The 23,863-nt window shown below is 42.0% G+C and carries 22 protein-coding genes; 11 read left to right on the forward strand and 11 right to left on the reverse strand.

Going from position 1 to position 23,863, the window contains the following annotated elements; all coding sequences use genetic code 11:
- The 4 genes from MHO82_RS24405 to ptuB all read left to right on the forward strand — a co-directional run.
- On the forward strand, nucleotides 1-214 hold a 214-nt coding region (locus MHO82_RS24405), incomplete at its 5' end, for a transposase (protein WP_275440789.1).
- A gap of 545 nt (nucleotides 215-759) precedes the next feature.
- The gene (locus MHO82_RS24410; RefSeq protein WP_239188968.1) at nucleotides 760-1,683 is read left to right on the forward strand and encodes a retron St85 family RNA-directed DNA polymerase; all 924 of its coding nucleotides are present in this window, start codon (nucleotides 760-762) and stop codon (nucleotides 1,681-1,683) included.
- Nucleotides 1,676-3,364 carry a retron Ec78 anti-phage system effector ATPase PtuA gene (ptuA, locus tag MHO82_RS24415; protein ID WP_239188970.1) on the forward strand — a complete coding sequence of 563 codons (1,689 nt, stop codon included), beginning with the start codon at nucleotides 1,676-1,678 and terminating at the stop codon, nucleotides 3,362-3,364. Before MHO82_RS24410 ends, ptuA begins: the two co-directional genes overlap by 8 nt.
- A gap of 3 nt (nucleotides 3,365-3,367) precedes the next feature.
- Nucleotides 3,368-4,036 carry a retron Ec78 anti-phage system effector HNH endonuclease PtuB gene (gene ptuB, locus MHO82_RS24420; protein WP_239188971.1) on the forward strand — a complete coding sequence of 223 codons (669 nt, stop codon included), beginning with the start codon at nucleotides 3,368-3,370 and terminating at the stop codon, nucleotides 4,034-4,036.
- A 262-nt stretch (nucleotides 4,037-4,298) separates the two neighbouring features.
- On the opposite strand, the gene MHO82_RS24425 is transcribed toward ptuB, so the two are convergent.
- The 7 genes from MHO82_RS24425 to MHO82_RS24455 form a co-directional block, all read right to left on the reverse strand.
- A complete protein-coding gene (locus MHO82_RS24425) occupies nucleotides 4,299-5,390 on the reverse strand; it encodes a ParB family protein (protein ID WP_239188972.1) in 1,092 nt (363 codons plus the stop codon).
- Nucleotides 5,390-6,589 (reverse strand): AAA family ATPase, encoded by a 1,200-nt coding sequence (locus MHO82_RS24430; RefSeq protein WP_239188973.1) that lies wholly within the window; start codon nucleotides 6,587-6,589, stop codon nucleotides 5,390-5,392. Before MHO82_RS24430 ends, MHO82_RS24425 begins: the two co-directional genes overlap by 1 nt.
- Before the next feature lie 266 nt (nucleotides 6,590-6,855).
- The gene (locus MHO82_RS24435; RefSeq protein ID WP_239188974.1) at nucleotides 6,856-7,353 is read right to left on the reverse strand and encodes an SMI1/KNR4 family protein; all 498 of its coding nucleotides are present in this window, start codon (nucleotides 7,351-7,353) and stop codon (nucleotides 6,856-6,858) included.
- A gap of 23 nt (nucleotides 7,354-7,376) precedes the next feature.
- Nucleotides 7,377-7,865, reverse strand: coding sequence for an SMI1/KNR4 family protein (locus MHO82_RS24440; RefSeq protein ID WP_239188975.1), 489 nt, complete (start codon nucleotides 7,863-7,865; stop codon nucleotides 7,377-7,379).
- A gap of 3 nt (nucleotides 7,866-7,868) precedes the next feature.
- Entirely contained in the window at nucleotides 7,869-10,550 is a 2,682-nt protein-coding gene (locus tag MHO82_RS24445) for an HNH endonuclease (RefSeq protein WP_239188976.1), read from the reverse strand.
- Nucleotides 10,551-10,712: 162 nt separating this feature from the next.
- Nucleotides 10,713-10,889 carry a hypothetical protein gene (locus MHO82_RS24450; RefSeq protein ID WP_239188977.1) on the reverse strand — a complete coding sequence of 59 codons (177 nt, stop codon included), beginning with the start codon at nucleotides 10,887-10,889 and terminating at the stop codon, nucleotides 10,713-10,715.
- 38 nt (nucleotides 10,890-10,927) lie between these two features.
- Nucleotides 10,928-11,896, reverse strand: coding sequence for an LPD25 domain-containing protein (locus MHO82_RS24455; protein ID WP_239188979.1), 969 nt, complete (start codon nucleotides 11,894-11,896; stop codon nucleotides 10,928-10,930).
- On the opposite strand from MHO82_RS24455, the gene MHO82_RS24460 reads away from it, so the two are divergent.
- From MHO82_RS24460 to dcm, 3 genes are all read left to right on the forward strand, one after another.
- Nucleotides 11,890-12,168 (forward strand): hypothetical protein, encoded by a 279-nt coding sequence (locus MHO82_RS24460; protein WP_239188981.1) that lies wholly within the window; start codon nucleotides 11,890-11,892, stop codon nucleotides 12,166-12,168. The two genes, MHO82_RS24455 and MHO82_RS24460, sit on opposite strands and share 7 nt — an antisense overlap.
- A gap of 231 nt (nucleotides 12,169-12,399) precedes the next feature.
- A complete protein-coding gene (locus tag MHO82_RS24465) occupies nucleotides 12,400-13,839 on the forward strand; it encodes an MvaI/BcnI family restriction endonuclease (RefSeq protein WP_239188983.1) in 1,440 nt (479 codons plus the stop codon).
- Nucleotides 13,840-13,904: 65 nt separating this feature from the next.
- On the forward strand, nucleotides 13,905-15,575 hold the full coding sequence (gene dcm, locus MHO82_RS24470) for a DNA (cytosine-5-)-methyltransferase (RefSeq protein WP_239188985.1): 1,671 nt from the start codon (nucleotides 13,905-13,907) through the stop codon (nucleotides 15,573-15,575).
- Between the two features lie 784 nt (nucleotides 15,576-16,359).
- On the opposite strand, the gene MHO82_RS24475 is transcribed toward dcm, so the two are convergent.
- The 4 genes from MHO82_RS24475 to MHO82_RS24490 form a co-directional block, all read right to left on the reverse strand.
- Nucleotides 16,360-16,830 (reverse strand): hypothetical protein, encoded by a 471-nt coding sequence (locus MHO82_RS24475; RefSeq protein WP_239188987.1) that lies wholly within the window; start codon nucleotides 16,828-16,830, stop codon nucleotides 16,360-16,362.
- Nucleotides 16,831-16,896: 66 nt separating this feature from the next.
- Entirely contained in the window at nucleotides 16,897-17,436 is a 540-nt protein-coding gene (locus MHO82_RS24480; protein WP_239189000.1) for a recombinase family protein, read from the reverse strand.
- Between the two features lie 808 nt (nucleotides 17,437-18,244).
- Entirely contained in the window at nucleotides 18,245-19,312 is a 1,068-nt protein-coding gene (locus tag MHO82_RS24485; protein ID WP_239188989.1) for a replication initiation protein, read from the reverse strand.
- Nucleotides 19,313-19,437: 125 nt separating this feature from the next.
- Complete coding sequence (locus MHO82_RS24490) at nucleotides 19,438-20,070, reverse strand: recombinase family protein (RefSeq protein WP_239188991.1); 633 nt, start codon at nucleotides 20,068-20,070, stop codon at nucleotides 19,438-19,440.
- Nucleotides 20,071-20,851: 781 nt separating this feature from the next.
- Here MHO82_RS24490 and MHO82_RS24495 point away from each other — a divergent pair.
- The 4 genes from MHO82_RS24495 (at nucleotide 20,852) to MHO82_RS24510 (ending at nucleotide 23,487) form a co-directional block, all read left to right on the forward strand.
- On the forward strand, nucleotides 20,852-20,998 hold the full coding sequence (locus tag MHO82_RS24495) for a hypothetical protein (protein ID WP_239188993.1): 147 nt from the start codon (nucleotides 20,852-20,854) through the stop codon (nucleotides 20,996-20,998).
- 434 nt (nucleotides 20,999-21,432) lie between these two features.
- Nucleotides 21,433-22,161: an AAA family ATPase gene (locus MHO82_RS24500; RefSeq protein ID WP_239188995.1), complete on the forward strand. Its 729-nt coding sequence runs from the start codon at nucleotides 21,433-21,435 to the stop codon at nucleotides 22,159-22,161.
- Nucleotides 22,162-22,180: 19 nt separating this feature from the next.
- Entirely contained in the window at nucleotides 22,181-22,972 is a 792-nt protein-coding gene (locus MHO82_RS24505; RefSeq protein ID WP_239189003.1) for a hypothetical protein, read from the forward strand.
- Nucleotides 22,969-23,487: a metal-dependent hydrolase gene (locus MHO82_RS24510; RefSeq protein ID WP_343299990.1), complete on the forward strand. Its 519-nt coding sequence runs from the start codon at nucleotides 22,969-22,971 to the stop codon at nucleotides 23,485-23,487. Before MHO82_RS24505 ends, MHO82_RS24510 begins: the two co-directional genes overlap by 4 nt.
- Nucleotides 23,488-23,863: the final 376 nt, after the last annotated feature.

Genomic DNA, 23,863 nt, shown 5'->3' on the forward strand with positions numbered 1-23,863 from the left:
ATGGGATAGAGCCATGCTCTCGAAGCGCTTTATCATTGAGACAATTAACGATCAGTTAAAGAATATCTCTCAGATAGAGCACTCGCGCCATCGAAGTCTGCATGGGTTCATGCTAAATCTACTTGGCGGCTTGATCGCTTACTGTTTAAAGCCAGAAAAGCCATCGTTGAATATTACGCCTGTTGAAAAAGCAGGCCTAATGACAATGGCTTAAACCGATCTCAGGTTAATTAATATTAATGCAGCAATGAATATAAAAACCGTCGGCTGGCGGGGATAGTCTAAACAGGTTATAAGACTTATTTTCAGTGCACTAACTTGTAGTAGCTCATACGCGATCAGGCTCTTTGGCAGGTACAGTTCGACTAGGTCTTACACTTGATTTATCTTTTCTAGCTCACTTCTGCCCCTTTCCTTGTTTCGACTGACTCAACACATACTTCACCAAAGCTTCATCTGACTTACTTTTTCTAATCTAACTAAGTGACCAAATTTACTAGTCCACAAAAAACCGACTCAAATACTTAGGGAATATTGAGGTTTGCCAGTTAGTGGAGTAACATTGAAAGACTCTTTAGTGTAAGACGTAATTCGTCTAGTCGGGTGGTTAGCCAGACTCAAATTTATTGAACGGGTTTAAATGCGAGGTGTACGCATCCTAAACTCGTTCCTCCTTTAGGATGCGTACACCTCGCACTCTTTAGTAAAGAGTTAAGCTCAAGGTGCTTTACCACACCTTGAGCTTTTTAACGGAAAACTATGAGTATCATTAGCCAATTAGCACAAACCTTAAAGAAACCTGAGTACGTAATAGAAGATATTCTCTTCATAGCTCCAATGAAATATAAAATTTACTATATCCCTAAACGAACTCACGGTTTTAGAAAAATAGCCCAACCATCAAAAGAATTAAAAGAATGCCAGAGAGCATTTCTTAGGTTTTGTAACCTCCCCACTCACAACTGTGCTATGGCCTATAGAGAAGGCTTAAGTATCAAAAACAATGCCATTGCACATAAAAACCAAGCATACTTGCTCAAGCTAGATCTCGAAAACTTCTTCAACAGCATTACTCCTAATATCTTTTGGCATACATGGGAATTAACAGGTGCAGAACTGCCAACTAAAGATAATCAACAATGGATTGAAAAGCTGCTTTTTTGGAATCTAGAAGATAAGCTCGTTTTAAGTGTGGGAGCCCCTAGTTCACCTTCAGTATCCAATTTTTGTATGCTTATATTCGATCAAATATTACAAGAGCAGTGTCAAAATTTGGGAATAAAGTACACTCGCTATGCCGATGATTTAACCTTCTCTACCAATGAGAAAGATATACTTTTCCAAATCCCAGAAAGTGTAGAAAATATTTTGTCAAAATGCTTTAACGGAAACTTAAGATTAAATAAAGGTAAAACTATTTTTTCGTCCAAGGCACATAATCGTCACGTAACTGGAATTACTATTACTAATAGTGGGAAAATATCTTTAGGTCGTAGTAAGAAACGATATATAAAACATAAAATTCATCAATTCTCTCTTGAGTTGCTAAATAACCACGAAGTAATGCACTTAAAAGGGTTGATGGCATATGCACGTCATATTGAACCAAGTTTTTATGAGTCTCTTATAAGAAAGTACTCAAAAGAACTAATAGAACGTATTTTTGAGGTCCCAAATGAGTAGAGAAGCTAAGATAAACAATGAAATAGCATTACTTGAAAGAAGCTTTAAGGCGGGATCTATTTCATCTGGATTTAAGCTTTATGAGATGTATGACAATGGTGTCTTCGAAAAAAATTCTGATGGCGATATAGTTTGCATCCTAGATAAGAACCCCAAATTAGCTCATACATATTTACTAGATTGCAGACAATCACTTAATGAGAATGAAAAAAATAACAGACTTCATGTATCTCGCTTAACTGTATCAGACTTTAGAAAGTTCAAAACACTCAAAGTAAAGCTGGATAAAAACTTAACTGTTATTATTGGTGATAATGGTGCAGGTAAAACAACCATTATTGACGGCATAACAAAATCTTTAAGTTGGCTTAGTGCAAACATTCTCAAGAAAGGGGGCGTTGGCCTTCGTGTTACAGATTATGATGTAAATATTGATTCAATGAGCTTTGCTGAAGTCACCTTACAGACAAGCCTAAATAAAAACAGTCAGTATTCAATATCTTTATACAAAACAGCCAAAGGCGCTAAAGAAGCTAAAAGAAGTGAACTAGAGGCGTTCGAAGAGTTAGGTGGATTATATAGAATAATAGATAATTACAATCGCACAAATAATGAAAGTGAGATTAACTTACCACTTATTGTTAGCTATTCAGTGAACAGAACCAATATTAAGTCTAATAAAACCTTTGACTTAGAAAAAATCACCTCAGTTAAAATAGGATCTAAGTATGATGCTTATGAGAATAAATCAATTGATGGCACTGGTAACTTTGATGAGTTTTCTGAATGGTTTTTAGCTCTACACAATCTCTCTGGCGAAGATTTAAGCGTTCGCTTAGGCAGTGCAAAAAAACGACTTGATGCACTGAAAGCTGCAGGAGCAGATCAAGACACTAGTGAAATTTTTGAATTATACATTACCGCTAAAGAAGAGTATGAAGATCTCCAAAACGATTATGACAGTCGTAAATCTCACATAAAGAACCTTCACTTTGTAAAAAGCGCAATACTTTCAACAGTACCTGGCTTTACAGATATTTTTATTGAAAAAAACCCTGACTCAGGGAGGGTAGAGCTAAAAGTAACTGTGGACGGGAGGAATATTAATATATTTCAAACGTCACAAGGGCAGCATGTCTTTATATCAATGATTGCAGATATCGCAAGGAAATTAGTTGCGTTAAATCCTCATATGGAGAACCCTTTACATGGCCAAGGAATAGTACTAATTGATGAGATTGAACTTCACTTACACCCTAAGTGGCAACAAAATATAGTCAATGTATTAGTAACCACATTCCCAAACATTCAATTTATAGTTACAACGCATAGCCCACAAGTCCTATCGACTGTTGATAAATCTTCAATTAGGCACTTTATTACAGATGAGAATGGTAATGCCCATTGCCCACCACCTAGGTTTCAAACGAAAGGGGTTAGAAGTGCTGATATCCTTGCTGAAATAATGGGGACAAATTCAATTCCAGATGTAGAGGAAGCTCGTAAAGTCGATAAGTTTTCAGGGTTTTTATTAGATAATCAGAAAGGTAAAGCAACGAAGCTACTTAAAGAGCTTGAAAAACATTTTGGTTCCGACCACCCTGTCATTCTAGATTGCCAGAACAAATTAAACGTATTCGAAATGAAGGAAAGGATTAACCTCAAGAGAAAAGAGGGTTAATAAGTGAAGAAGTTAGATCGCAACTTGGCGGAAAAGCCCATATTTCTCAATAATATATCTCACACAACACACACTTGGAAGGATATGACCAAATCTAGAAAGCAAAGTGTGTGGAAAGAGCTAGGGAAATTCCAAGATAAGCTCTGTGTTTATTGTGAATCCAAAGCAGAAAAAGGAACTAACACAGGCCATATCGAGCATTTTTTCGACAAAAGCACTCATGTTCATTTAACCTTTGATTGGAACAACTTATTTGGATGTTGCGCTTCAAGACTTCATTGTGGCCATTACAAAGATCAAAAGCTCCCTGGAGGAGTTAGGCGAACCTATAACACAAGCTTATTAATTAAACCTGACACTGAAGATCCAGAAGATTACTTACAGTTCTTACCTAGTGGTAAAATTGAGAGCAAAAGTGGCTTAAATACTATCTCTGAACAAAAAGCGATCGAAACAATTAAGGCTTTAAAACTTGATGACCCATCATTGGAACGCACACGAGAGCAACAAATAACTCGATTTCAATCAAAAGTAACCACAGCTCTAAGCTTCATCGACACTGGAGATGAAGAAACTATAGCTTTAGCCATGATTGAATACAGAAAAATAGAACAAGAAGCCAAGTTCACCTCACATAGAACAGCAATAAAACAAGCCGTAATCTGGCTATAGGCAATTAATTCAGTGAGTTGATTAAAGATATCAACTCATTTTTCTATTTGACTAAATATAACTTCTCCGAACTACATAACTTAGAGTGCCAGCTCTAAGCGATATCTGTCCCAAAGTGAGTCATGTAACGTACAGATTGACGATTGGATCACGCTACATCATCAACATTATCAGATCATGTACGAGTTAGTCATTTTTAAGAAAGGTGGCATAGACTTTTCCATGCCATATTTAAGAAAGATACTTCTACGGCTTTGATGAGTTACTCTTGGTGACTGCTTTGTTTATACGCACTCATCACTTTATCAATGGCCTCATCCAGCTCGGCCTGGATGTCTTTTGGTAAACGTCCAAACTCATACGAGAAATTACGGCCTTTTACTCGTTTGCGAGCAAACACACCTTTACTGTCGAATTCAGCAAGTGGGGTGACTTGTGCTTTGTCTGTGTTCTTTTTTGCTTCTGCCACTTTGAGCTCAGATTTGATGAAAGCAATGATCGCTTCTTTCTGCTCTTTAATGGCATATTCAGCCTGAATATTGACAACATTTTCACCCACTTGTTTGATAAACGCAGTCAGTGATTTGCTGTCTTCATGCACCTTCGTCACCTTAGCTAGCAAGGTATAGTCTGGATGAGAAAGGGCATTTGGATCAGGAAAAATCTTAACCAACCTTTCTTCAACACTGGCTGCCTTCATGGCTTTACTCACCCCAGCTTGGCTTAAACCCAGCCGCTCTGCGATCTCAGCTTGAGTTACCCCCTCGGAGGCTTTTTGAATCGCCAAGCACTGCAAACCTACTTCACGCAAATTATGCTCTTTGGCCGTTTGTAGCTGTTTCGCTAATGCTTTGGCATCCGCTGTCGAAAGTTCATTTTGCGTTACCAAAATACGGAATGTTTCTACTCGGCCTTCTTGCAGTAAGAACCAAGCGCGGCGACGAGAGCCATCTAAGATATCAACTTTGCCATCCACTTCTCGACCAACCGCAGGGTAGAACTGCTGAAATGCCAAGGAATTGAGATCGTCGAGCGACTCTTTGGTTAATAAAGACTGATCACGCCCATTCACATCAAAAGTCACATAGGTCTCATCTTTTACTTGACGATATGACAGGGTAACCTCGTTAAATACTGCGGTTTCACCAGACGCTAGTTGCCAAACCATTGTTTGACCAACGGACTCAATACCAAATTGTTTTTGCAGATAGGCCGCCGTATCTTGGCCCGATTGTTCCAACTCTCTGCTTAACTGCTTAGTTAACGATTCAAGGTTCGCTTTCGCAGCTGACTGTTGTGCTTGTTGCGAGCCAGGTGCATTACCGAGTGGGCTACCCCCACGTTTTTTCGCCATTATTGATTCTCCTGCTCACGCCATACATTAACAATATCCCGCAGGATCTGACTGGTGACTTCATAACTATTTTGCTGAGCGGTTTGGAACGTGGCCTTGCTCTTTGGGTACTCACTCTTTGACATGTCAAACACCGTAGAAAGCAGCGAAGAAGCTTGGCGAATGGCCTCACTGTGTTTGAACTCTTTGGAGTACAAATAAGGTGAAAAATAATCATAAAGGCTATTCATCAGCTCGGTGGTGGTTGAGCTATCACGGTGGTTCGTCAGCAAAATTTTCATGAAGTCATAACCTTCATGCTGTGCGTTTTCCAGTAAGGCCCACACTTGAGGGATATAGCTGAAATACGAGCACGTTGCGTCAATGTCGTTTTCTGTGATCGACAGCGGAAACACCACACTGGTTGCCGAGTAATACGCATTAAACGTAGCGTAGCCAAGAGAAGGAGGCGTATCGATGATGATGATATCAAACTCTTCTTTGACACTTTCAATGATGTCACTAAGCAAAGAATACGGGGAGGCCAGTTTATGGCTGAACACTTGTTCGTGAAACCAGCCTTCCATCGCTCGATCGCTTTGTGCTGCTGGCAAAATTCGAAGGTTAGGAATGGTGGTTGGCAAAAAAGCGTCAGAATACACTTGCGCTAGGGTTTCGCCTTCATCGAGATCAAATTGTTTCATCATCAGATCGCCCACGGACAGTTCACCTTCTTGTTCCGCTTCAGGGGCATAATACATGGATAACGTGGCTTGGCCGTCCATATCTATTAATCCCACACGGTACTCTTGATGAAACTCCGTCGCGAGCCCCGATGCAATCGTCGCGGCAGAAACGGTTTTACCGACTCCGCCTTTTTGATTTTGGATCACAATGACTTGGGTATGTTGCTTCTCACTACGTGTAAATTTTGGCTCCTTACGCAGGGTTTCAGGCAGTAAGTCACGAACACGATACATTTCAGAGATATCAATTGACCACTGAGAATCTTCATGACGACGAGGATCAATGTCTGCTGAGGCGACGTATTTATCCAAGGTTTTTGCATCAATACCAAGATAAGCCGATGCTTCTGCTCGGGTAAAGTTACGTAGCTCTTTTCGATGATTGGCCAATAACCGCAGATTGCGGCGCTTAATGTAGTCATCAGCCCCTTTTTTAAGGTTCTGAAAATCCTGAGTTGTGTGTGTGGTGTCCATTTCTGCCCCCCTATAGGAATGCAAAACAGTATATACCTTGATTTTGAAGGGTGGTAGTGAAAAATGATGGAAATGTGACGTTTTAGGCTCTATCTATTTTGCAAAAACGCTTAATATTTTCCGAAGCGCCCATTTAAACAAAGCCGTTATTTATTATAAAAAGAATTAAGCTTATAGCTTTATAAAACAGTAAGCCTAACTGACTCGATTAATTAACAATAAGGCTACCCACAGGGCAGCCTTAATAGACTCGAAATTCAGTTAGTTTATTCCTCAAAATCAGCAGTCAACATCGATAGAAAGGACTCCATATTTTCTGCAATGGGCTCTAAAGGATGACTGTTTACACCATTTTCATCACACTCATGAAACCACAATGCCACCCGAGGATCATTCTTTGGGGTGCCTTCATAATCCAACACAATGACATCACCAAATCTTGTATCGGCAATAGGAACCAAATTTGGATTATTAAACCTATCTTGGTAAAACTCCCACGAACTAAAAATATTATTCGATTCATGAAGAATAATGGTGTCATCGAAACTTAAATTTAAGAACTCTCTAATAGGGTGCTCATTGGTTGGTGTTTTAAAAAATTTTTGTACCGGAGTGCCACCATTATTTTTCTTTAATAGCTCAATTAATGCGTTAGGAAAGCGTTTACCGCCAATAAACTCATCAAAGAACTCTTCCGCTTCTTCTAGATGCTCATCCGTAACTGGCTCACAAGATGTACCTTTTTTAAAACTTATTTCTGTCATGACTATTGCTTTTATTCACACGTTCAATCTTTAGTCAACATAGCTAAAAATGACTCCATATCCTCAGAAACAGGCTCTAAAGGATGGCTGTTAACGCCATTATCATCACACTCATGGAACCATAACGCTACACGAGGATTATCTTTGGGGGCATTTTCATAATTTAAAACGATGACATCACCAAAGCTAGTTTCAGCTATCGGCAATAAATTAGCGTTATTGAACCTTTCAGAGAAAAAAGAACACATATCACACAACTCTGTAGACTCATGTAAAACGGCAGGACTATCTTCACTGATGTTATAGAAAACTTTAATAGGATACTTGTTATTCAACGTTTCAAAGTTACGCTGTATAGGCTCTCCACCATTATTTTTCTTTAATAAATTAATAAGTGCTCGTGGCAGAATTTTTCCGTTCATAAATTCATCTAGAAAGTCTTGAACATCTTCTAAATGTTCATCTGTGACTTGCTCAAATGATGTACCTGATTCAAAATTAATGCTTACCATATATTATCTAACCCCTTTGCACCATTTCACGAAACCGCCCACATGATTATACAATTTATGTATACCATAAGGGAGCAATTGCATTCTCCCTGGATCTTGGTGATGGTGCCAAGTCCAAAATTTATTCAGCCTCCCATTAGGCTTAAAATACTGCTCAACATTCTTTTCCTGGCTCTCAAACATCTTGAGAGTTTCTTTATCTAAATACTTTTCTTGCTCATTCATTTTATGTGCCCAATACTCTTCAGGTAAGGGAATATCTATCGCTGAGTATTCATCAAAGTTAACTTCGCGCTTGGCTTTATTCACTTCAAGTTGAGGCAGAAGACCTATGCGAATGGAAAATAGTCGAATATGATTCCTTTCTGATTTATTAATTTTTCCAACATTTGCCTTCTCTTGGATCCCCGACCAAATATATTCTTGAGGATCATTAGACTTAACTGCCGCCACAAAGGCTTCGACCTTTTTACGTTGCTCCTCATTCAGATCTTCTAAGCTCTGGCCATTCTGATAATTATGGTATTTACTGATCCGCTTCAGCATCACCAATATTGGTGGAATACCTGATTCCGCCGGAGTCCAGACAATAAAAATATCAGGCTCATCCATTGGTGTCACATATGGACGAGAGAACGCACTTTCATCCGCTTCTGGTGTGGCTCTCACCCCGTCGTCTATGGGATCAACAATAGGGCTGGTAAACTTATCCCCCACATCAATCGGCCGAATGGGGTTTTCCATACGCCCCAATTCAGGATCATGTTCATGGGCCTGACTGGTTTGCCAACCCGGCGGAAAATTAAAAGAAACCGTGCCATTGCGCCGTAACAGCGGCACTAACACCATTTCCATTTGCTCTTGGCCTGCGCCAAACTGAATCCGTTGAGAAGTGCCTGTTTCAACCGCTTGTCGACTGCCATCTCTGATCATTTCATCAGGGATCAACTGAAGCACGGCTTCTTCCTGAGCCAGAGCCTGCTTTTTCCATATCAAAGTCAAATCATCAAGGTAAGTATGATAATCCGAATGGCTTTCTTCTAATACCGTCACAGAAACTGGGCGATCGGACAATACACCGCCGGATGCTGTTGCTTCTACTGCCTTTAACCCACCATGAGCATAATCCAACTTGATATGACGATCATAATGAGTATTCAGGTTGTACGTGTAGTCGGGCCGTACCCCTTCCGCTTCATAAATAGCCTGCTCAGCACTGGGGTGAAGCTCCCCCATAAATAACAGCTGATCGTGCCACAGTTGTGACATTTCATCTTCTTCATCACGAGGCTCATTACTCCATGGCACATCGGGCCGAAAAGAAGCCGCAATAAAAAAAGAGCCTACCCACACCAAACCTTCATAAATAGCAGGCAGAGCCCCTACCGACGCAGTATCTGGCGCTGCGGTTAACGAAGTTTTAACGGGGGTATCGAGACTCATCGAGACAGGCTTTTGATTGCCAATCGCGTACAAAGGGATCCTATTTTCTTTCTGCTGATAGACCGACACCACAGGTAAATCCGGCTCAATCAGCGTCATTGAAGAAATAGGAGCCACTGCCGCACTACCCCGCAAAAATGACGGTGTATAATCGTAATGAACATTTTCAGGATGGTTGCATGATTGAGGCTGTACCGGAGGAAGCGAGTAAATAGGGCGAGCTTCGATTTGGGTATCATGAGAAGACACAGTGAGCACATCACCCACTGATAGCGATAATGGATCGGACTCATAACGTGGGTTAAGCTCTAACAACCTCTTAGCACTCAATTGATATTGCGCTGCAATGTCGTTCCAACTTTCTCTACTTCCCGTTTTAAGATCTTTTTGGACAACATGAGTGGTCATTTCAGGGGCATCGATAACACTAGCATCACAAGGTAAAACTTCTCGGGTAACAACCGACTGCTTCATGCTCTCTATCAACTCTGGGATATTCACACGATAGCCGTGTTCATCGAGCCAATTTTGATCGACAGAAGCCAACTGATTGACTGTGATTTTTTCAGGTAAATAAAGAATATGCTGATCGGAAATAACCTCACCAGACACTTTCCATTGCACTAATAAAGCTGATAAATCCCGGCCAGGAGCCTCATCGTCCGTTAATGATTCATGAGTAGAATAAGTCGCCCTGAAAGCCCATTTATTCTCGCCCAATAAGCGGTACTCTTGAAGTAACCTCCCCCCTTTAAAGAGATAAAAATAGCCTTGTGTGGGTAGCCCCAATCGAGGCCCAACTTGAACAGCAGGGATCAAAGGAAAATAGGACTCTTGCACGACTCCCGTCCCTTTGGGCTGAAGCGACACATCAGAAATAGACAATGGTGACGAACTGTCACGCACCAACCCATGATAAAGAGTTTTAGGCTCATTATAGTGTGCCAACAAGGTCAACCGAGTTCGGCCTTCTTCCCTAAGCTCAGTAGACCAACCAGACAAACCCCCTTCTTGATCGGTTTTCCCTAGCCAAAACGTGCCCCCAACACGGCGTTTCCAAGTTGTTTCCGAACAAGCAATCTCAATCACATATTCAAACTCAGGAGGTGAGCCCGGATCTATCGTTTCAGACACGGTTTTCAGAGAAGGTTTAACATCATCGATGCATGTTGGTCGTAACGACATAGGAACAAAACCGGCATAAGGCGCGCGCTTTTGCCGCTTATTCTCAAACTTCGCCATTCATACTCCACCCAGCAAAATCAAGGCGAAATTATAACAAACAGCAAGATAAGCAACAAACAGCCTATAAAGCAGAACACTTAAAAATTAACCTGCCCCTTAAGTGCTTAAAATGAATAACGAGTGTTCACGTTGTGGGGAACACCCACAACGTGAACGTTTTTATTCCCCTTCGACTTGCTCCAGAAACCTCAAAAAGTCCTCTTCATTCTCAATTTTTTCTCCACTTTCCTTAAGAACGATATTCAACGCGGCAATCATTTCACCTATCGGTGGATTCAAGGCAGCCAGCTTTTCAAACAGACCAATTAAGCGAGCATCAACAGTGTAATTCTTCATCGATTAATTCCTAGTAAGAGGGGGGCGAAAGCCCACGCTCATGAACACGTTGAATGAGTCAGCTCACCCATTGGCACCAACGCCGCTTTATTTGTGTTTCCCCAAAAAAACACTTTTTGTACTTCCCAACCACAACGGCAATAGCCTTTATTGGTGAGGTAGCTGCCTTTACCCATCGAATAATTTTCACGGTGTTCTTCACTTTGTGTCTTATCATGCAAAAAGGCCGTGTCTTCATGATTAAGACAAGCTTTACGAAGCTCAGGAAATAATCGTCGCTGGTGCTTAGACCAAGCCAAAATGATAGTACGTGTGGTACTGCATTGATGGTAATCAGCATACGGATCACTCTGCACTTCATCGTATTCCGTAAAACGGGCCACTATCACTGACTGTGCCCACTCAGGCACACAAAGAGAATCCTGAAACTCTTTTTGCTGCTGGATGCATAAATCATGAGCCGCTTTTTGTTGCGCGAGCTTAGCCTGTTTCTCAGCGTCTTGATGCTCTTTCGCGAGTCGCACTTTTTCAAAAATAACTTGGCGCATACTGGCCACTTTTTGGCGACTAAGCCGATAACTTTTTAACAACGCAATTAACTCTTTACCTTGTGGGTTAGTGAAATACCAATGATGAGGCTCTGACGCTTTGAGCGACTGAGCGTATTCCAAAATACGAAAGCAATGATCAGCAAAACCGGCCTCATTCCCACCACACCCCAAATCAATACGGCATCGATGCTCATGGCCACCTTCAAATTTCACGGTAACTTCCGTTTTATCGTACCCACCGAGTGGGTTATCTAAAGCGGCGTTAAGTGCTATCGCTTCAAAAGCATCAAACTCTAACTCTTCTCCTTCCTGTAATCGTGTTGACTCAGACCAGTTAACGAAAACCGACAGCGGCGCGACTTTCATTGTTGTAGAGCCTGACGGATGCAACGGGGATACGTTGCTCGCTTTAGCGACCTTAGTGCTGTGAGTGTGTAAAGGACATGACTGTGACATGGTGTGCTCCTTGGGTTATTAGGTTTCATCGTCGTTTTCGCCTAACTTCCCGACTGACAGCATGGTTTTCAGTGTCAAAAGCGCGCAGCGTTCATTTCACTTTTGACAGTGAAGTTCTGCTGGAAAAGGATAGAAGTGGCGTAAACGGAGCGAATGAAACCGGACCAAAGGAAAAACGTGCACAGAAATACCACACACTCAGACAGCACTTGGTCGCTAAAGTGAAAGCTCAGCTAGCCCTGATTGTGACCCGAAGGGCCAAGACACCATAAAGAACGCAGTTTGTGATTGAAGGTGGCTTGGTTGAGCCACCGATTGAGGGAGGAACGAGTGAAAAGGTACGCGAAATAAAGCAGGTTGCCCGAAGGGTGCTTTGGATATGAGCTGAACCATACATTGTATAAATACTTAATGAGCCAACCTTCAAACATTGACATAAGTCGTTGATATCCTGGAATATAGATCATAATGTCTCGTCTCATTTTTGTGACAGGATTGTGCCAATGTATAAATTCAACCATTTTGACCACTTCGACCTCCCTGACTTGGAATCAGCAAAACAACTACTACAGGCACATAACTGTAATATTGCTTTAATTAAAGCCCTCCCCAAAAATGCTAATGATAAAAACCAAGTTTATATCCACTCTGATGCGAGCTTATTAAACTCCATATTTGCACTTGAGTTTAGCGATAGAGAAGCAAGTACAAGCCAAACTAAAAAATTGTCAAAACCAGGGAAAAAGATCCCTGAAGCCGTTTTCGAATCTTTTTCTTGGTTAGGACTCGATGGTCAACTGGCAAAAACTAGAGCCTGTAAAGCCATCGTATACGCTCAGTATCCAGAAGCCAGATTATCTGGCTTTTTAACCACAGATGGAGAGATACCGCGCTCCATATCGATTGATTATACAAAAAGCAAAGAACTACTGCCTCGCTACCTCTTGATTGGAGCAACTAAAACTGGTGAGGCCATAGCAATGATTGCTGTAGCCCCCGGACCTACTTTTGTTAAAGAATTTAAAGAGCTAGAGAATTACTTTGGCTCCTCGGTATGTAAAGCTCTCATTATTGAGCAAGAAAACGGCACTAAAAAACTTGAAGCCATACTTAGAACTCACGTAGCGGAGAAAACACTTATTGGCTGTCGTTTCGATAGGGAGGGAAATACGATCCCATTCACTGGAACACAGGTACACGGATATACCCTAGAACACGCCTGTGGGATCAAACCAAACGCAGATAAAAATGGTGATATATTTGGTATTGAACTTAAGTGTTTCACTCGCAAAAAACTCACGCTATTTACACCAGAGCCAGATGGTGGATTATATAAAGATAACTTTAATCTATTCATGACAACTCACGGCTATAAAAAAGATGGCGTTTATCGGCTTACAGGACTCCACCGAGCATATAAAGAAAACCCTAGAACAGAGCTGACCCTCAAGATTGTTTGTCAACATGCCATCAAAAAGAAAGATGAGACTGGTAAGAAACACCTTCAATATGAAGCTGGGTATTACAATCCAGAAATTCCAATCACTAAACAAATGACCGATATGAAAGTGGTCCTTGAAGATAGAGTGGGTAATATCGCAGCCAGCTGGTCATTAGAACGACTTCTTAACTGTTGGGGAGCAAAACATAACGAGGTGGTTTATGTACCAGCAGAAAAGATACCTAATGAAGATGAAGATACTCTTAAAGAAGGTTACAAATGGAAAATTAAGTTCAGCAATAAAGTACTGTGGTGTAATAAAACCAGTGTAGAAAAGTTGTTTCAAGCGATTCACAACGGTACTGTCTATTTAGACCCTGCACCAAAGTACAACCCAAATAATGCAAAAGACAATAAACGCCGCTCCCAATGGCGAATTAATGATATTTATAAAGCCGCAGAGAGCCTTTATGTAGATGTAAATACTCTTACACTCATTTAATATCAAGATAAAAGGGAGGATTGTGTGTTATAATCACACACAATTTTCCCAGTTTAAGAATTATCATGCGTTATAACGAAATACTTAAAGGCGATCTTGAAGATGAAGAGCGTATCGAACGTAATCTAATTGCAACAAATAAGCTTCTAAAGTTGCTAATTACAATTTATGATCAAAAAAACTTAGCTATAAAGTTTCAAGAGCTTGGCGGTAATTACAGCGAAATAACACGTGAAAAGCTCAACAAATGGAAAGCAAATCCTAACTCTGGGGCCATCATTTTCCATGAAAGAGCACTAAAAGATCTAAAAGATCATTTATTACCAAACAAACCAACTCACTGGGATAATCCAGAGTTTACATTTATTGACCTTTTTGCCGGGATTGGTGGGCTTCGAAAAGGATTTGAAGATGTAGGTGGTAAATGTATATTCACAAGTGAGTGGGATGCATCAGCTAGGCGCACTTACTTAGCTAATCACTATGTTGATGAGCACGAACTCCCATACTTTTTAGATAATGAAGAAGATAATGTAGAGAAAAATATCTCTTACATGGACATCACAAAAATTACCCAAAGTAGTAATGAAAGCTTATCTGAAGAAGACAAACAAGCCAGCATATTAAAGCATATCCCAAAGCATGATTTATTACTCGCGGGTTTTCCTTGTCAACCGTTTTCATTAGCCGGTGTATCAAAAAAGAACTCACTAGGGCGAGCGCATGGGTTTGAATGCGATACACAAGGCACACTCTTCTTCGATGTTGAGCAAATACTCATAACGCGCCAACCGAAATATTTTGTGCTAGAAAACGTTAAAAACCTTAAAAGCCATGATAAAGGCAATACATTTGCAACCATCATACGGGCGCTAGACCGCGCTGGATACTGGGTCTCTGATATTTCCAATGTTGATGATGATATCGAAGAAGCAATCAAAGAAGTACGTAAACGTAAACCGGAGCCAACTGTGATAGATGGTTCCAATTTTACTCCACAGCACCGGGAACGTATTATTTTGGTTGGTATTCGTAAAGACCTTGTAGAAAGAGAGCCTAACTTACAAAAGCTATCACTACATAATATTGAAAAGCCAGAAAAGCGTTACACTTTAGCAGAAATTTTATGTCCACTGAGTGATGCGGAAAAGAAAAAATACACACTAACTCCAAACCTCTGGAATTATTTATACCACTACGCACTTAAACATCAAACCAAAGGAAACGGGTTTGGGTTCGGCCTTGTCGATCCAAATAATCCAAATGTAGTAACTCGAACTTTGTCAGCACGTTACTACAAGGATGGCTCAGAGATACTCATCAACCAAGATGGACTAGAGCCAGAATATTTAATGGGTAAGCGAGAGCACGGTATCAAAAAAAACCTTGAACGTGAGGCCTTCGCCAAAGATTTTGCTGAAAAACTCAAACTAAGAAAACCAGAAATCAATGAGAAAGACTATAAACTAGCAATTAAAGAAGGCGAAAAAGACTACGATGAAAAGGAAGGTCGTTATGCTAAGGAATTTGAAGCACTTTATAAAACACCAAGACGCTTAACCCCACGTGAATGTGCGAGGCTAATGGGATTTGAAAAGCCAGAGTTTGATCGCAGCGAAAGTGATACAAACTTTAGAATAGTATGTGCTGATACTGCGGCCTATAAACAATTTGGTAACTCTGTCGTTGTACCTGTTTTTAGGTCAGTAGCCAAATTGCTTAAACAGCATATGTAATATAACCACAATAAAGAAATACAGAGCTATCCCAGCTCTGTATATGCTTCCACTAAACATTGATTTTTCTGAACATCAAACCACCACGACACGACCACCGCTGCGCCAAACATTCACGCCTGAATAAGTAACTTAAACCACTAAATTTACCAAAGATACAAAGCATCATTTCCCAAAGGACGGGGCGCAGCATTGGGTGGGCGGGGGATGTGGTGGCCCCATAAAGCAGCTTGCGAACTTGATGGGTTGGCCGGAACGGCCAAAAACACCCAAGTTACCGAAACAGAAAACGTCAACTAGGCATAGGGAACGTGACCGCAATAAACACGTTGTTTGTGTTTTTTGCGCCGATCCACCCAGCTTTGCCCAGGCTTTTTTGGGCAGAGCTGATAAACAAGGTTCGACAGCTTGCTGGCGGCTTTACAGCCCGTTGTTTGGGCTGAGCAGCAATTTAATATAATGTTATTTTATACCTGTATCTGCCCAGCGGCTGACCGCTTGCGGGCAAAGAGCCGCGTAGCAAATACGTATAAAATCCGTTATGTTGAATTCGCTGCAATACCCCCAAGCTTGGGGGATGGGGGTTGGTAATCAAGCCTTTAGCGGCCTTACTGCGTAGGATAGAGAAAGCCGCTCTGCCATTTTCGACGTTTATGTGATGGCTGTGGAATGAATTTCACGCGCTTAGGCCATGACATGCCGTTGCGTGGAAAATGGCAGATGGTGGCTTGAACAGCCGAAGTGACGAGTAAGGCCTTCTTTTCTAAAAAGTCGTTTAAGTTTTCTACATAAAAATACGTTTTATCTTGCTAAGGAGGGCAAGCCAAGAACTAGACATCGAAGGAGAGGTATACGTCTCGTAGTTAATGGTCTCAGGATATCGGTTCTCTACTTTCCCTTCCCTCACCTCAAGAATGACTCGATATGGACACTTAATGTTATCCGGCACAATAACCTGTAAACGATTATCTGGCTCCTCTATGGTTAATGTACCTGAGTACCAATCGGCAAACAGGGGACCATCTGACAAGAGCTTTTTACCTCCTTCGACTTCATTTAGGTACAATTTATCGTCAACAATTGACCACGTACCACGATATCCGCGCCAACAGGCGGTACCAGAAAACAAATCAATAACGGTGTTATCATTGGGCCTTTCTTGAGCAACAACACTATGCTCTGGCAGTGTTGGGTTTTCTAAAATAGCAACGGTTAACTCATCAATGCACAAGAGTTCCTTTATTTGAACAGTCAATGTCATTCCTTTTAATATTATTCAATATATAAAACACCACTGCGTAAAATTAGAGAAAATAACTTGTTAACTCAACACTTTATATACCGTTGTTCGACTGCACCCTAACTCTTTACTGATGCGGTGCTTATTCATTCCCTGCTTCGCAAGCTCTTGAATGCGGTTATGGAGCGTCTTATCAGGAAATCGACCGAGATGCCTTCCTTCAGCTCTTGCGCGCGCCCTGCCTTCATTACAGCGCTGTAAGATACGTTTTCTTTCCATCTCAGCGAAGGCGGAAATGGTGGTGTAAATGACCCGGCCCACGTCGCTGTTGATGTCCACATTGCCCAAATCGTGAAAAACCAATCCAGCTCCTTTTTGCGCTAATGCATCGGCAATTTGTAAAGCATCGATGGTATTGCGGGCCAAACGATCCACTTTCATGACATGAATGGTGTCACCTTCTCTTGAAAACTCCAGCATGGCATTAAGTTGAATGCGATCTGAATCGTTACCGCTGGCATTCTCTTGGAATATCTTTTCGCAGCCCAAATCCGTAAGTTGTTTGATCTGAGTGTCTAATGATTGCTCTTTAGAACTAACACGTGCATAACCAATAAGCATAAAAGACCTAAAACTGTTCATATAGAGTCCATTCATATTATGGACATGTACATAATATGCAAACCAAACTTAATGAACACATTTTGGTGACTTTTTTGCTGTGTATTGAAAGTACACCTTTGTGGACACCTACCGCTCTTTAATTTATGAAATCAATGGTTACTTTTAACCAATATTTTTTTGAGAGCATTCCAGTAACAAATTGATATTGTAACTAACTGCGCTTTTACTTATTACATTATGGGTTGCTTTATAACGAAGCCGTTGTTCATGGTAGTTGTTTGTTTCTTAAAAATAAAAAGCTTGATTGTCGTTGTGGGAAACTGTGTAAATCTTTGATTTTCCAGTTATCCACATCAACTATAAAGATCTATTAAATCTATAGTTAACTATATTAACTATGAGATCTATAAAAACTATAGCTATTTTAAGTTACTGAATTTAAAGGGTTAAATGGCCTTTATTGATCCTATTTTAGGTGTTGAAATGACACATTTTAGGTGTTAATGATCTTATTTTAGGTGTTAATGATCTTATTTTAGGTAATAGATGACACATTTTAGGTGTTAATGATCCTATTTTAGGTAAATAGATGACATATTTTAGGTGTTCGCCTAGGTTAAGGCCGTGAACAGTGGCTAAAGGTGACAAAAATTAGGTTACCCATAGGCTGGGAGGTCGGAATCTTCCTTGTTTGACCTAAAATATGTCGTGTTACGGTTAACTACACCTAAAATGTGTCTTCTATGAAGAGTGAAACACCTAAAAAGTGTTATGTATGTCTCAAATGCACCTAAATTGTGTCTTGCTAGTAATCTGGGTTGTCACTGAGCTCTGATAGCGAATCGAGTTTGTCCATGAGGGAGCTGAGTTCGTCTTGTTCGTTGTCTGTATGGTTTTGCTGAAGGTGACGTTTGGCCAAGCTTTCTTCGACCTTCATGGCTTTTTCTTCATGGCCCACATAGCGATAGGAGATAGCCAGTGCTTCCAATTCAGGCTCAGACAGCTGGATGCTATTTTGTAAGCGTTTAAGCTCCAGCTCTTTAATGGTTTTTATTGCATCGTGTTGGTTTAGCTCATCGACTGTCCCCAGTTTTATCCAGCGAAAGAGGAACTTAATACCGGTGATAGAACGGCCTTTCTTGATAAGCTCGAAGCCTTTATCGCCTTGAGGGCTCTCTAAAAAGAGCAGTTCTTTTTTGATCTGAGGGTGCTCCGACAGCTCTTTGATGCTTTCTCGGATGCAACGCTTCATAAACACGCTGTTGTTTTTAAATGAACCTTTGTCTTTTTTTAATTTTCCTGCCTCATCCAATAAACCGAACACGCCTTTTAATTCGTTGATGTTTTGGCTGTGCATTTCAAAGCCTTTGTCTTTGAAGCGACTTAATAGTTCGTAGAGGCGTTTTGAGTACTCTTTTTTCACATCGAAGAAATTGCGGGTGTTGATCAACGCAAAACCTTGGTTGTACTCAATGTATTCAGATTTGAGCATGTCGTTGGGCACCATACGTAGCACACCATTTTTGTAGGCGATGTGTTTGAACAGCGGGCGATAGTCGAACTCGACATCGCCTTTGTCTGTTTCGAGTTTTATCCCTATTTTTCGACTTGCTAAGCGATTCGCGACGGGGCTTAAGTTACTGCCGACGTGCTTAGACTCGACGTGCAACCATTCTGAGAGTTGTTGCGATGAGAACTCATAATGAGGGGTGACGTTGTGCCAGTCTTCTACTTTCATGTGGGCGATCATCAGGGCAAACATATCTGCTTCTCGGGCTGATAGATCTTGGCGACTGAACACCAGTTGGTGCCCTTTCTTAATGTGTTTAGGTAGGTTATTACTGACTACGGGGAAATATTCTTGCTCGCTCATGACGCTTATCAATAGACATAATTTGAACAATGATAACACTATTTAGGTATTTTTTGTGGGATTAACACCTAAATTATGTCATTTATAATGGGGCTATCGATGAAAAGTGAGACTAAACAGCCAGGTTATCTTGCTGAGTGATCGTTATGATTTGAGCTCGTTATTAACGCGTTGCGGCGAATATAATCGTTCACCGTACTGGCGGGCTCGTCGATTAATTTGGCAATGGCTCGTTGACTGAGACCGGCTTGAAGGTACTCTTCGATGCGTCGACGTTTCTTATCCAATTTATGCGTCGCCGCTGGACCTTTTGGGCGGCCGCCTATGATGCCCTGAGCGCGTTTAGCGGCCAAGGCTTCACGGGTTCGAGTGGAAATAAATTCTCGCTCAATTTCTGCCGCAAGACCTAATACCGTAGCGGTAATGGTGGACTGCAAACTGCCATCTAAACGCATGTTCTGTTTGGCGATGTGAACGTTCACTTTATGCAGCATGGAGAACTCTAAGACATCGAGAACTTGCAAGGTGGAGCGGGCAATGCGGCTGATCTCTGAAAAAATTAAGCTATCGCCAGGAGCCAGATCGGAAAGCAGTTTTCCTAATTTGCGTTCTTGCCACTTTTTACGCCCCGAGACGGTATCTTCTACAAACTGGATGTCGGTTAGGCCCATTTGGTTAGCGTATTCTAAGATCCCGTGTTTTTGATGTTGAGCGTCTTGTGCGTCGGTTGAGACTCGTAAGTAAGCGTATGTCGGCATGATCCCTCCAGATAATAAGCCCGGCTTCATGTTATGAAGCCGGGCTTTTCCGTTAGCAGCAAGAAAGGTGGAGTGTTAAGCGAGACAGTATAACCAAAAGGTTAGACATCTATGATCAAACGAACACTAGATGCGAGGAGAAATAAATAGACGTGTAACAGCATGTAAGACATTAATGAATTGAGTGTCATTCAGATGTAGTTTGCGGTGTTTGTATTTATTGATTTGAAATTAAAAATTATAGTGCGTTAAATAAAAACGTATTGAAATGTAACACTGCGATCGAAAGGCCACCTAATCAGAAGTTCATTCTATTAACTTTTTCCATAACAAGGACTCTCCTCGCATTCGTTTCTTTATGATCAAGAACTTAAATAACAAGTTGATATGGTAAAAAACCATTCATTACCGGAGAACGATATTTAGAAGGAATAAGCATAAGGAGATGCTCTGACACGTTGTGGCCAATGACATAACAACATGTCAGAACCATTAAGGATAATGGAGTACTAAACCCTTTCATTATGCTGCTTTATTGCAGTCGACTTTACTCGCCTTATTGAACCGTAATCTCACTTTACACGCACTAAAAAACAGAGAGACAGGCAACTGATCTGCCTGGTCGTTGCGGGTAACCCTACGCCAGCGACAATAAATAATTGGGAGGCCATTGTTTGATGCAATGAAAACAACGATCAGTGACAGATTATTTCTCGTCTGAGACGGAGACGCCCTACTTTGCCTCTTTACAAGCAAAATAGGGATAAACAGGTAAAAGGTAATGCGTGGTTGTAAGGTTCGGGTTGAACATCAAGATGTGACTGCTGTGATCATGGCAGACCAGCAAACCAATCACGAAATGGGAAGTGGTGACGTACTTCCCTGCACCGGTGTGGCGAGCCGCCCAGTTATGCCCAGCCCCAATTAATCTACTGGACAAATACGCGCCTGATAAAAGAACCAATCTGAACAACAATCCACCCTATGATCATGACGGTAAATCCGGGTTGATGCTAACGATTTTGTATGGCATTACCCAGCCCGTCATAAGACCTTCTATTGCCTGAAAATAACGTTCGTTTATTTCGGACATACCTTAACATTCATGCCATCGTGATCATCAATAATAATGTTTACCCCTTACCTGCGGAAATTTTTTCCGGCGCATCCGAAACAACTCAGCGGAGCCTCGGACATATGTAGTGCCCTGAAATAATAGGCTTTGCGTTACATATCTCGTCGTAACAATAATGCCTGACTGCTCAATTACAACAGAGGTTTATTCAACTCGCAGGCCCAATGTGAGCGCCAGACACCGTAACGCAAAGTCAGTAATTTAAACGCAGCTTACAAGGATTAGACATGCGTTTTTTAAAATTACGAACTGACAGTAAACGGACACGAAAGAGCGGCCACCCTTACATCACGCCGTTGATCGTCGACTCACCACGCCGCTTTGCCCCTTCAAGGGCACGAAAAGAGACGGCGTTGAAGCGACGTCAGTGCCAACTTATTTGTGGTGCACATGACTCAGGAAAAAGCCGCTGGCTAACCCGATTGAGCGAAAACACCCCTGCCATTTGGGGGAGCTCCCATCAGCCCATTGTGTTGGAAGCTCTCTTACCACTATCCAGCTGGATTGAACATGAGCAACTCGTAACTTGGTATAATGACCAACTCAGCAGCGATGAAGCCCATCATAAGAGCGAATGGAAGCGGCTTAACCAACAGCAAAAAGCCGATCAAATGGCCGATTACCTGCTCGATACGGGGGCGTTATTGTTTATTGACGATGCCCATAAACTGACTGGTCGCAAAGCACAAATTGCACGAGCCTGCCTGTTATCCAGTAAGGTGTGGATCATGGCGACCAGCGAAGAAGGCCGTCTTCCCCCGTCGATACGCCCCATAGTAGAGCGACGGAACCCACAACGAACGCAACTAGAAACCGACGCCAGCTACGACAGCACACAAGCCCTGATTTGGTTTTTGGTGGCCTTGTGTATCGTATCGGGAGCCTGGGAGGCCGGAGCGGTAATTGGCGGCTTGCAAATGTTAGGGCGAGGAAGGAGATCTACTCGTGCCGAGTAAACTAAAGCACAACACCAAAATGGTGACATTGTCACTGAGTGTAGGACTCATCCCACTCCAAGCCATTGCAGAAGATTGGCCTATCTCTATGCCATGGAATACCCCCACCACACCACCGCCAGAGATCAAACCGTTTGAGCTCCCCACTCTGAAAGGGCAGGCACCACACTTTAATACACCACTGCCGGCACTAAAGCCGGCCCCAAAGATCGATCCCGACTCGGTGTTTGCCGCCATTTCTAATTGCTACCCAGAAAAGAGTAAATTCAAAGTGGATATCAATTTGGTCGCCGGCATGAAATCCAGTTTTGAACAATACGACGCCAGTGGCTGGCCGGAAATCACCGAACACTACGTTGGTGTCGTGGGAAAAATGCCCATTTATTCCACCACAGAGCAAGCTAGGGAACGGCAATGGGAATATCAACGGCGCACCGCCACGGCCAAGGCGGTAGCCATGTTTGCACAGTCTTTGGCGAACCGTAACCACGCCTATCGTGAGTTGGGGTTGTATTTGGCCATGGAAGCCCGCTCTCAGGCTCGCGTACAACAAGGCATTGCCAACATTACTGAGCAAGTCACCTTCTTAGAGAAAGTCGCCACGGCTCAGCGAGACATCCTTAAACACGAAGCGACATTGGTCGAACAAAGGCTGGCATTGGTGGCCATGTGTGACAATGTACAAGCTGAAAACGTCAATCAGTATTTGAAACAGTTGGCTCATTTACCAGTAAAGCCACCGACACCGGAGCCAAGCGAGCCGCATTCTCCTGAACCCGCTACGCCAAACAAAAGTGTGATGTTACCGTGAAATGGATCAACCATACTCTGATCGCCGGGGCAATGTGTGCAGTCATATCGCCCCCCCACGTGGCGATATGTGTTGCCGGAGCCACTGCACCGGATTGGCTTGAATACCTTTACAAACTCACGGGAAAGCCCGTGAAACACCGTGGTCCCACGCACGTCTTTACGCATTGGCTGATCGCGGCCATTGCCTTTACCTTTGTGTGGGACTTTTATGGCATGTTATCGGCGTTTGCTTGGGGCGGAGTCAGTCACATTGTAACGGATGCGATGACGGTCTCCGGCGTGCCTTTTTCTCCTTACAGCGACCGACGTTTTCATTTGTTTGGTGGACGATTTAGAACCGGAGATCCCATAGAATACGCCATTGCCGCAGGGGTAGTGTTTGCCAGCATTGGCTTTCATCACCTTACCGGAGGGCACGGCTTTGCTCCTTTTTTCTACGACTGGGGGGGATTGTATCAGAAAGGCATTATTGATGGGGCAGAGTGGAAGGCCAATCGATTTAGGCTGATTTGATGCAGAAAAAAGTTGTCAATATTCAGGCTGAATATCCCTAATGAAAACGCAAGATTACCATCTCGCTGTCGATAAATTTAATGACACATTAACTTTCTGCTCACTGAAAAGCGGGATGAATTCGCTGCCAGACGCTTCTTTACTAAGACGATAGGGCAACTACCTTCCCATAAGAAGCAAGGAAAAGGCAATTTAGAATAGGTATCATCCATACGTCTTTAACAGTAATAAGAAAGTCTATGGCATTAAAATTTTAGCGAGAGAGTAGTAATTAACCTGAACTCGGGATAAAAACTGAATGGAACTAAAAGCTGGTTCTGCGATCAGATCTTTCGACCAAGAAGGATTTATCACAAAGGAACCAGCTATGCGTAAG

The organism is Vibrio sp. Of7-15 (genome assembly GCF_022347565.1).
GTDB lineage: Bacteria > Pseudomonadota > Gammaproteobacteria > Enterobacterales > Vibrionaceae > NORP241.